We start from the raw sequence: 8,981 nt of genomic DNA on the forward strand, positions 1-8,981 counted from the left end.
CCCCACCCGCGGGTTCCCCCCGCTTTCCTCGCGAGGACAGCTTTTTCCCTCGTGGCGGAGCCACTCGGGAAAAAGATCCCGCAGCGAGGAAAGCGCTGAGGTTCCGCCACCCGACCCCCGAGCAACAGGAGCGGGACGAACGATCACACATCGCCGGTCGCGAAATACGCTCGGCAGCGACCTTCGTCGTCGTAGTCGGTGGCGATCTCCAGGACCTGCTCCTCCCCGACCGGCAGCAGCGAGGAGCTGTAGTTCGGGCACGGGTCGTCGCGCGCCGCCGGGACCTCCACAGGTGCGGGGATCGGGACGGGCGTGCTCGAACCCGGCTGCTCGGTGACGAACAGCGTCGCCCCGTTGCCCTCGGCGACGGTCCCGTCGGCGTGCTTGAGCTCCTGGCCGACGGTGACGACCTTCCCGTCCGGCGTCACGGTGATCTTCGGTGCGTGCGCGAAGAACCGCCCGTCCTCGGTCGCGAGCAGCGTGCCGTGCGCGGCCGGATCGCCCCAGTCCGAGCCGTCGTCGGAGAGCCGGAAGTAGGCGGCGCAGCTGTACGGGTCGCCCCCACCGCAGATCTCGTAGGACAGGTAGTACCGACCGTCCGGCAATGGCCGCACCACCGCCATCCCGGGTCGCAGGTCGCCTTCCGGGACCTGCACCACCGGCTCCGGCGCGCCCCAGTTCACGCCGTCGGTGGAGGTGGTGCGGTGCAGCACCTGGCTGTGGCCGGGCTGGTTCTCGTCGGCGTAGTAGCAGCCGAGGGTTCCGGCGGCGTCCACGGCCAGCTCCGGTTCCCACATGCCACCGGTGCCGGTGGCGGTCGCGCAGGTCGACAGGTACGTCCAGGTGCGGCCGCGGTCCTGGCTCTGGAACACCGGCAGCCGCATCCGCCGGTCGGTCTCCTGGTCGGCGCCCGCGCTGCCCGTCCACAGCAGCGTCCCCGCGGGCAGATCTCCCACCGGGTTCGGCAGTTCCAGCAGGGAGCCGCAGCACAGGCCGTCGCTGAAGCCGTCATCGGTGATGCGGCCGACCTCGGTGAAGGTGGCGCCGTCGTCGGTGCTCTCGTAGAGGGGGACGGAACCGCCGCCGGGACCGAAGCTCACCGTCGCCGTCAGCACCGCCCCGGAGTCCTCGCCCGCGTGCCGCAGCCGGACCGTGGTCGGGTAGTAGGCCACGTCGTCGGACAGCGGGGTCCCGGTCGCGGCCGGTGCCACCGCCGATCCGGTCCCGTCCGCCGGCCCGGCCTCCACCGCTGATCCGGCCCCCGTCGCTGATCCGGCCCCCGTCGCTGATCCGGGCAGCGCCATCGCCGCCAGCACCCCGCACAGCAGCAGCATCCCCGGTCTCGCACGCCGCATCGGTTCCCCTTCCGCCCAGCCCACGAGCGCACCCGCTCGATGATCAGGGGGAAGTCTGCCCGTTCCGGGCGGTTCGCGGTAGCCGCCGACAGTGGCAGCCCGCGGGCTCATCGCCCCGCCCACTCCGGGCCGTCGGGGAAGCGGAAGCGGCGCAGCGACTCGGGCAGGATCCGCGCGCTGTAGCCCGGTGCGTCCGGTGGCAGGTAGCGCGCGCCGCGCAGCCGCACCGGGTCGGCGAAGTGCTCGTGCAGGTGGTCCACGTACTCCACCACCCGCCCGTCCATCGACCCGCTCACCGCCACGTAGTCGAAGATCGACAAGTGCTGCACCAGTTCGCACAACCCCACTCCCCCGGCGTGCGGGCACACCGGCACCCCGCGCGCGGCGGCGAGCAGCAGCACCGCGACGGCCTCGTTGACCCCGGCGAGCCGGCACGCGTCGAGCTGGCAGACGCCGATCGCCTCCGCCTGCAGGAACTGCTTGAACATGACGGCGTTGTGCGCGTGCTCGCCGGTCGCGACCCGGGTGGGGGCGATGGCGCGCTGGATCGCGGCGTGCCCGAGCACGTCGTCGGGGCTGGTGGGTTCCTCGAACCAGTGGACGTCGTGCTCGGCGAGGCCGCGGTGCCAGCGGATCGCGTCCGCCACCCCGAGCGCCTGGTTCGCGTCGATCATGAGGCGGCGGTGCGGGCCGAGCTCCTCGCGGGCGATGCGGCAGCGCCGCCGGTCGTCGTCCAGGTCCGCGCCGACCTTCAGCTTCACCGAGTCCCAGCCGGCGGCGACCGCGTCCCGGCACAGCCGCCGCAACTTCGCGTCGTCGTAGCCGAGCCAGCCCGCGCTGGTGGTGTAGGCCGGGTAGCCGCTCTCGCGGACGCGCCGCTCCCGCTCGGCCCGGCCGGGTTCGGCGCGCCGCAGCAGGTCCAGGGCCGCCGCCGGGCTCAGCTCGTCGCGCAGGTAGCGCCAGTCCACCAGGTCCACGATGCGGTCCGGCGGCAGGTCGGCCAGCAGCTTCCACACCGGCTTGCCCGCGAGCTTCGCCGCCAGGTCCCACACCGCGTTCACCACGGCGGCCGTCGCCAGGTGCAGCACGCCCTTGTCCGGGCCGAGCCACCGCAGCTGGCTGTCGGCGGCCAGGTGCCGGGCGAAGCCGCCGAGGTCCGCGGTGATCTCCTCGACGGGCATCCCGCGGACCCGGCGGGCGACGACCTCCACGGCGGCCACGACGAGCTCGTTGCCGCGGCCGATGGTGAAGGTGAACCCGTGGCCCGCGGGGACCCGCGGGTGGTCGGTGCGCAGTACCAGGTAGGCCGCCGAGTAGTCCGGCGCCGGGTTCGTCGCGTCGGAACCGTCGAGCTCCCGCGAGGTGGGGAACCGCAGGTCCACGGTCTCGAAGTCCAGGATGCGGGCGGTCATCGGCGGCTCCTCGCTGCGGCGGCTCCAGCTCGAACCCACCAGACGATCCGGCCGCGCGCAAGGAGGAATCCCGTTGCCCCGCACGGGATTCCTCCATCCGGACCTGCGCTCAGCCCGCGCGGCGGCCGACGCGTTCGACCGCGGCGACCAGCGCGGCGCCCTGTCCGGTCAGCGCGTCGCGGAGCCGGGCGACCTGTTCCGGCCGCGCGCGCTGCGGCGTACCCGCGTCGAACGGCGGCGCCGGGTCGTACTCCAGGACGAGCTGCGCGAACTCGGCGGTCTCCGCGTCGAGCAGGCGGGCCACCAGGGTGAGCCCGAAGTCGATGCCCGCGGTGACGCCGCCGCCGGTGATCCGGTTGCCGTCCTCGCACACCCGCTCGGCGGACACCTCGACGCCGAGCCCGGCCAGCAGCTCCCGCGTCGCCCAGTGGGTCGCCGCCCGGTGCCCGTCGAGGAGCCCGGCCGCGGCCAGCACCATCGACCCGGTGCACACCGAGGTCACGTACCCGGCGGTGCGCCCGCGGTCGGCGAGGAATTCCAGCACGGCCGCGTCGGACAGCAGGGCGCTGACGTCCCCGCCGGGTACGAACAGCACGTCCACCTCGGCCGGGCAGTCCGCGAAGGTGGCCGTCGGCTCGATCCGCGCCCCGCTGTCGCAGCGCACCGGATCCGGCGTCGCCCCGACCAGCGACACCTGCATGCCCGCCGCGGTGAACACCGCCTGCGGGCCGACCAGGTCGAGCACCGTCATCCCGTCGAACACCAGCATCGCGGCGGTGCGGGCGGGTGCGCCCGGGTTCTCGGTCATCAGTCCTCCGTCGTTCGATCCGATGACCTCACGCTAGGAGCGATCGACTCCCCGGAACCGGGGTGGAACGGCCAGGTTCCGCCGGATTCCGGCCGCTCACCGCCTGCGCGGCGCGGCCCGGTCCAGGTTGAACAGGTCGTAGAGGCGCTGTTGCACCTCGGTGCGATCGGTGATCACCCGGCGGGTGCGCGGCCTGCCCCCGGTCGACGGGTAGCGCAGCACCGTCTCCTGGATGCCCGCGAGCTGCTCGAACATCTCCCGCACCGACAGGTCCAGCCCGGCCTGGTTGGCCTCCTGCCGCATCAGGTGCAGCACCGACACGGCCAGCACCGAGATCATCCGGTCCACCGCGATCCGCTCCGCGTCCGCCCGCCCGCGCGCCTGCGGGCCGCGGAGCCTGCCGAACGTGGAGTCCAGGTGGTAGCGGGCGCGGTAGGCGGTGATCACCTCGGCGGCGGACCACGAGTCCCGGTCGGTGACCAGCAGCTGCTTGCCGAAGAACTCCGCGGCCACCCGCCTGCGCGCCGCCGCGTCGATGTGCCAGTGCAACCGCAGCTCCCCCGGCGCCGACCCCTGCAACGAGGTCACCAGCACCCGGTCCAGCCAGCGCACCCGGGTGATCCGGGAGATCTCCGCGAGCACGTGGTCCCGGGACCGCCGGTTGCCGCCCGCGGCGAGCGCCTCGGCGAGACCGTCGAGCCGCCGCGCCGCCTGGCCCAGCGCCTCGGTGAACCCGCGGGCCTGCGCCGCGTGCAGCGTCTCCGAGTGGGTGAGCAGCACCCGCCTGCTCACCCCGTCCACCACGGCCCGGGTGTCCAGCGCCGTCAGCCCCGGCAGCCGCCGCGGGTCCACCGGGCGCCGCGCCGTCGGCGGGTGCGCCAGCAGCTCCGGGTGGTCGCCGGGCAGCAGGCCGCCGACGAAGCCCAGCCCCGCGTCCGGGTGCGCGTGCGGATGGGTGCCCGCGTCGTGCACCACGGTGATCTCGCCGGTGCCCGCCCGTTCCCGGTGCCGTTCGGCGAGGCGCTGCGCCAGATCCCCGTACGGCGCGCGGTCGGCCCTGCCGCACAGGTGGTCCTGCGTGAGCAGCGGGATCGTGCCGTCCCGGCTCACCAGCACGCCCATCCCGGCCGGTTCGCCGCGGTCCGGTGCGGCCGGGGAGCTCAGGTGCGGAACGTCCACCACCAGCGCGGGCAGCACGTCCGGGGCGCCCAGCTGCGCGCGCACCGCGGCGGCCATCCCGAACTCCACCTCGCGGCGCTGCTCCGGGCCGACCTTGCGCAGCGCGCGCCGCATCCGGCCCGGTTCCCACAGCTGCGCGGGCGGCTCGGGGCGGATCAGCCGGGACACCTCCGGCCACCACCGCGCCGGTTCCCGGTCCGCGGTGGCCCGGTGCAGCACGGCCAGCGCCACCACGGTTCCCGCCGAGACCGCCGTGCGCTGCCTGCCTACGGCCGCGTCCACGATCCCGGCCAGGTCCAGCCGCCGGATCGCGCCCCACACGGCGGCGACCTCGCCGAACGCGAGGTGGCGGGTGTGCTCGGGTTCGGCGGCGACCCGGTCCACCGCGGCCGCCACGTCCTCGGCGGTGCCGAGGTAGCGCTGGGCCACGATGCGCGGCTCGCCGTCCACCCGCGCGGACTCCACCGCGTAGTAGTAGGTGCGGCCCCCGATCCGCTTGCCGACGATCGAAGCCATGCTTTAGGTAATACACGCGCCGGTCGCCGCCCACAACCGGATGTGAGCCGCTGATCAGGCACGACACCGCCGGTGACGGGCCGGTGACGGGCGGCCGCGTTCGTGTACTGGCGAGGGCCGCCGGGGTCCGCTTAGCGTTCCCCGCATGGCTTCCGACGACGTTCCCACCACCGCGGCCGCCCCGAACGCCTCCGCGATGCGCCGCGCCCTCGCCCGCGCGCGGGACGGCAAGGCGCTCGACCGCGACGAGGTCACCGTGCTGCTGCAGGCGCGGGACGCGGACCTGGACCGGCTGGCCGAGTACGCGGCCCGCACCCGCGACGCCGGGCTGCGCGACGTGGGGCGCGAGGGCGTCATCACCTACAGCCGCAAGGTGTTCATCCCGCTGACCCGGTTGTGCCGGGACCGCTGCGGGTACTGCACGTTCGTCACCGTCCCCGGCCGCGTCGAATCGCCCTACCTGTCCCCGGACGAGGTCCTCGACATCGCCCGCAAGGGCGCGGCGATGGGCTGCAAGGAAGCGCTGTTCACCCTCGGCGACCGTCCGGAGGACCGGTGGACGGCGGCGCGCGACTGGCTCGACGCGCACGGCTACGACGACACGCTGTCCTACGTGCGGGCGATGGCGATCCGGGTGCTGGAGGAGACCGGCCTGCTGCCGCACCTGAACCCGGGCGTGATGAGCTGGCAGGAGCTGCAGCGGCTCAAGCCGGTGGCGCCGTCGATGGGCATGATGCTGGAGACCACCGCCGCCCGGCTGTTCACCGAGAAGGGCGGCCCGCACTTCGGCTCCCCCGACAAGGACCCCGAGGTGCGGCTGCGGGTCCTGGAGGACGCCGGGCGCACCACGGTCCCGTTCACCACCGGCATCCTCATCGGCATCGGCGAGGACCACGGCGAGCGCGCCGACGCGATCTTCGCGATCCGCAAGGCGGCCCGCGCCTACGGCGGCATCCAGGAGGTGATCGTGCAGAACTTCCGCGCCAAGCCGGACACGAAGATGCGCGCCACCCCCGACGCCGACCTGCAGGAACTGGCCGCCACCATCGCGGTCACCAGGATCGTGCTCGGCCCGAAGATGCGGGTGCAGGCGCCGCCGAACCTGATCGGCGACGAGTACGCGCTGATGATCCGGGCCGGCATCGACGACTGGGGCGGGGTGTCGCCGCTGACCCCGGACCACGTGAACCCGGAGCGCGAGTGGCCGCAGATCGACGAGCTGGCGCGGCTCACCGAGCAGGCCGGGTTCCGGCTGCGCGAGCGCCTCACCATCTACCCCGAGTACGTGCGGGCGGGCGAGCCGTGGCTGGACCCGCGGCTGAACGCGCACGTCGCGGCGCTCGCCGACCCGGACACCGGCCTCGCCAAGGAAGGCGTGCAGCCGACCGGCATCACCTGGCAAGAGCCGGACGGCGGCTGGCAGAACCTCGCGGGCAGCGGGCGCACCGACCTGCACGTGGAGGTGGACACCGTCGGGCGCACCGGCGACCGGCGCAGCGACTTCGACTCGGTCTACGGCGACTGGGGCGAGCTGGCCGAGCGGGTGCCGACCGCGCCGCGCCGGATGGACTCCGACGTGCGGGCCGCGCTGCGGCGCGCCGAGCAGGACCCGGCGAACCTGCCGACCGAGGACGCGCTGGCGCTGCTGCACGCCGACGGCGCCGACCTGGACGCGGTGACCGCGCTGGCCGACGGGCTGCGCCGGGACGCAGTCGGCGACGACGTGACGTTCGTGGTCACCAGGAACATCAACTTCACCAACGTCTGCTACACCGGCTGCCGGTTCTGCGCGTTCGCGCAGCGGCGCACCGACGCGGACGCCTACACGCTGTCGCTGTCCCAGGTCGGCGACCGGGTGGACCAGGCGTGGGCGGCGGGCGCGACGGAGATCTGCATGCAGGGCGGCATCCACCCGGACCTGCCCGGCACCGCCTACTTCGACCTGGCCGCCGAGGTCAAGCGCAGGCAGCCCGGCATCCACCTGCACTCCTACAGCCCGATGGAGGTCGTCAACGGCGCCTCCCGCACGAACCTGTCCATCCGGGACTGGCTGACCCGCGCGCACGAGTCCGGTGTGGACTCGTTGCCGGGCACCGCCGCGGAGATCCTCGACGACGACGTGCGCTGGGTGCTCACCAAGGGCAAGCTGCCCACCTCCAGCTGGATCGAGGTGGTCGGCACCGCGCACGAGCTGGGCATCCCCACCACCTCCACGATGATGTACGGGCACGTGGACACCCCGGAGCACTGGGTCGGGCACATCAAGCTGATCGGTGAGCTGCAGCGGAAAACCCTGGAGAAGACCGGGAAGCGCGGGTTCACCGAGTTCGTGCTGCTGCCGTTCATCCACCAGAACTCGCCGATCTACCTGGCGGGGCTGGCGCGCGCGGGCACCACGCCGCGGGAGAACCGGGCGGTGCACGCGGTGGCGCGCATCCTGCTGCACGGGCTGATCGACAACATCCAGTGCTCGTGGGTGAAGCTCGGCGATGACGGCTGCCGGGACGTGCTCGCGGGCGGGGTGAACGACCTGGGCGGCACGCTGATGGAGGAGACGATCAGCAGGATGGCCGGTGCCGACAACGGTTCCTACAAGACGATCAGCGACCTGGCGGAGCTGGTGGCGCCGACCGGGCGCCCGCTGCGGCAGCGCACCAGCCTGTACGGCAGGCCGGACGAGGAGCGCGTCGCGGCGGCCACGGCCAGCGACGGGGTGACCCCGGCGGTGCGCCGGTCGCTGCCGGTCGTGAGCTGAGCCGGTTTCGAGCGGGGCCGGTCGCGCACGCGCGGTCGGCCCCGCCGCGCTTCCCGGGGAGTTCCGGAGCGCGGAACCGCCGGAGAACGCGGGGTCTCCCGACGGCACAGGGCTTCCGGCGGCACGGGGCTTCCGACGGCGCAGGGCTTCCGGAGAGCCCGTGAAACGCGAACTCGGACCGGATGGTGGACCGCGAACGGTCTCGCCCGGTCTCGACGATTCACCATTGTCGAGCGCGCGGACGCGCCGTTCGTCAATTCCGCTGTCGATTTCTCGCCAAGCGAGTCGCACGACCACCCGACGGCAGCCGCGCACCGCGGCGCCGAACCGGGCCGCGCCCCACGCGCATCCCGCTCCGCACCGCCATGACCTGCGGGTGAGCACTGCGACCACGGGTCCACCCGAGCCGGTGGGTGGACCGCGGCCGATCGCATCACCGCCCTGCGCCGGCATCGCCCGCGAGACCGGGAGAGCCCTTCGGAACCGATTCCGACGACGAGCAGGGGTGAGTTAACAACACGGCAATCGCGGGGTCAAGTTCTCATCCGACGATCCGGGCGGAACTCCTTTTCCCATTCACATCTCCGGGAATTCCCGGGGCGATCTCCGGTCTTGACTTTCGGACGCGGGACCGCAGAATCATGGGAGCGTTCTCACGGGAGCGGCCACCCCACGGGCCACCCGCGAGCGACGACGAGCCGGACTAGTCCCGCGCGGACCGCCGCCCACGTGGCGACCGCGGAACCCGTCGGACACGCCCTCGTCGGAAAGGCTCGCCGTGCCGCTCCCCCTCCGCGCAGGCCTCGCCGCGCCGACGTCCCCCGATCCCCCGCCGCCCACCGGGCCGCGGGCGCAGCACAACCGGGGGAGGGGGGGGTTCCGCGGGGTGCTCCCCGGGGCCCGCGAGGGCGCGCCGCCGGTGGACGGGCCGGGTCCGCTGTCGATGAGCGAGCCGG

General features: G+C 73.8%; 5 protein-coding genes. 1 reads left to right on the plus strand and 4 read right to left on the minus strand.

Features of this window, described 5'->3' with window-relative positions; all coding sequences use genetic code 11:
* Nucleotides 1-143: 143 nt before the first annotated feature.
* The 4 genes from LCD33_RS12405 to LCD33_RS12420 all read right to left on the minus strand — a co-directional run bounded on the left by LCD33_RS12405 (nt 144) and on the right by LCD33_RS12420 (nt 5,270).
* The gene (locus LCD33_RS12405) at nt 144-1,355 is read right to left on the minus strand and encodes a sialidase family protein (protein WP_224958633.1); all 1,212 of its coding nucleotides are present in this window, start codon (nt 1,353-1,355) and stop codon (nt 144-146) included.
* A gap of 107 nt (nt 1,356-1,462) precedes the next feature.
* Entirely contained in the window at nt 1,463-2,767 is a 1,305-nt protein-coding gene (locus LCD33_RS12410) for an enolase C-terminal domain-like protein (RefSeq protein WP_224968266.1), read from the minus strand.
* A gap of 109 nt (nt 2,768-2,876) precedes the next feature.
* A complete protein-coding gene (locus LCD33_RS12415; protein WP_224968264.1) occupies nt 2,877-3,575 on the minus strand; it encodes a DJ-1/PfpI family protein in 699 nt (232 codons plus the stop codon).
* A gap of 96 nt (nt 3,576-3,671) precedes the next feature.
* Nucleotides 3,672-5,270: a transposase gene (locus LCD33_RS12420; protein WP_224968262.1), complete on the minus strand. Its 1,599-nt coding sequence runs from the start codon at nt 5,268-5,270 to the stop codon at nt 3,672-3,674.
* Between the two features lie 145 nt (nt 5,271-5,415).
* On the opposite strand from LCD33_RS12420, the gene LCD33_RS12425 reads away from it, so the two are divergent.
* Complete coding sequence (locus tag LCD33_RS12425) at nt 5,416-8,025, plus strand: bifunctional FO biosynthesis protein CofGH (protein WP_224977870.1); 2,610 nt, start codon at nt 5,416-5,418, stop codon at nt 8,023-8,025.
* Nucleotides 8,026-8,981 lie beyond the last annotated feature (956 nt).

The organism is Saccharopolyspora sp. 7B, from assembly GCF_020177435.1.
GTDB classification, from domain to species: domain Bacteria; phylum Actinomycetota; class Actinomycetes; order Mycobacteriales; family Pseudonocardiaceae; genus Saccharopolyspora_C; species Saccharopolyspora_C gregorii.